This window comes from Sandarakinorhabdus sp. (assembly GCF_040398645.1).
Lineage (GTDB): Bacteria > Pseudomonadota > Alphaproteobacteria > Sphingomonadales > Sphingomonadaceae > Sandarakinorhabdus.
This window is the reverse complement of the sequence record NZ_JBBATR010000122.1, coordinates 1-1,285: the sequence shown is the minus strand read 5'-3', so window position 1 is coordinate 1,285 and position 1,285 is coordinate 1. Positions and strand designations below refer to the sequence as shown.

At 68.9% G+C, this 1,285-nt stretch carries 1 protein-coding gene; it reads left to right on the top strand.

What is annotated here, in order from left to right; all coding sequences use genetic code 11:
• Nucleotides 1-6: 6 nt before the first annotated feature.
• Nucleotides 7-1,182: an acetyl-CoA C-acetyltransferase gene (locus ABWP50_RS13515; protein ID WP_353218506.1), complete on the top strand. Its 1,176-nt coding sequence runs from the start codon at nucleotides 7-9 to the stop codon at nucleotides 1,180-1,182.
• Nucleotides 1,183-1,285: the final 103 nt, after the last annotated feature.

Below are 1,285 nucleotides of genomic sequence, written 5' to 3'. Positions count from 1 at the left end.
CCCATCATGAGCAACATCGTCATCACCGCCGCGCGCCGCACCGCCGTTGGCAGCTTCATGGGCGCATTTGGCGCCGTGCCGGCCCATCTGCTCGGCAAGGCCGCCATCGAAGCCGCGCTGGCCGATGCCGGTGTCGCCGCCGATGAAGTGGACGAAGTGATCCTGGGCCAGGTGCTCACCGCTGGCCAGGGCCAGAACCCGGCGCGTCAGGCCGCGATGGCCGCTGGCATCCGCATCGAAGCGGCAGCTTACGGCGTCAACCAGGTCTGCGGTTCCGGCCTGCGCGCCGTGTCGCTGGCGGCCCAGGCCATTGCCAATGGCGATGCCGGCATCGTGGTGGCCGGCGGCCAGGAATCGATGAGCCTTTCCGCCCACGCCCAGGCGCTGCGCGCTGGCACCAAGATGGGCCATATCGAATTGGTCGATACCATGATCAAGGACGGGCTGTGGGATGCCTTCAATGGCTATCACATGGGCATGACCGCCGAAAATGTGGCGGAGCGTTACCAGATCAGCCGCACGGCGCAGGATGAATTTGCCGTGGGCAGCCAGAACAAGGCCAGCGCCGCGCGCGCCGCCGGGCGCTTCGCCGCCGAAATCGCGCCGGTCACCATCCAGGGCCGCAAGGGCGACACCGTGGTGAACATCGACGAGTATATCCGGGACGGCGTGACGCTGGACAGCGTGTCCGGCCTCAAGGGCGCCTTCAAGAAGGACGGCAGCGTCACCGCCGCCAACGCCAGCGGCCTGAACGACGGCGCCGCCGTGCTGGTTCTGATGAGCGAAGCCGAAGCCGCCCGCCGCGGCGCCGCCGTGCTGGCGCGCATCGCCGGCTTTGCCAGCGTTGGCGTCGATCCCGCCGTGATGGGCATCGGCCCGGTGCCGGCCAGCCGCAAGGCCCTGGCACGCGCCGGCTGGAGCGTTGCTGATCTCGATCTGGTCGAAGCCAACGAGGCCTTCGCGGCGCAGGCGCTGGCCGTTGGCCAGGAACTGGGCCTTGATCCCACCAAGCTGAACGTGAACGGCGGCGCGATCGCCATCGGCCACCCGATCGGCGCATCGGGCGCGCGCGTGCTGGTGACGCTGCTGCATGAGATGGGCCGGCGTGATGCGAAGAAGGGCCTCGCCACTCTCTGCATTGGTGGGGGTATGGGGATTGCACTGGCGGTGGAGCGCGGGTGAGCGCGGCAAGCGATAACGCGCAGCGTTATTGCGCGACTCGCGCCACCCCGGCCGGGCTGGCAGTCGGGCCTCAGCCCGACTGAACAGCTTCGACGACGTGGCT

Excerpts from the sequence above, each read along its gene's own strand:
- ABWP50_RS13515 (WP_353218506.1), top strand. The coding sequence starts at position 7 with ATGAGCAACATCGTCATCACCGCCGCGCGCCGCACCGCCGTTGGCAGC.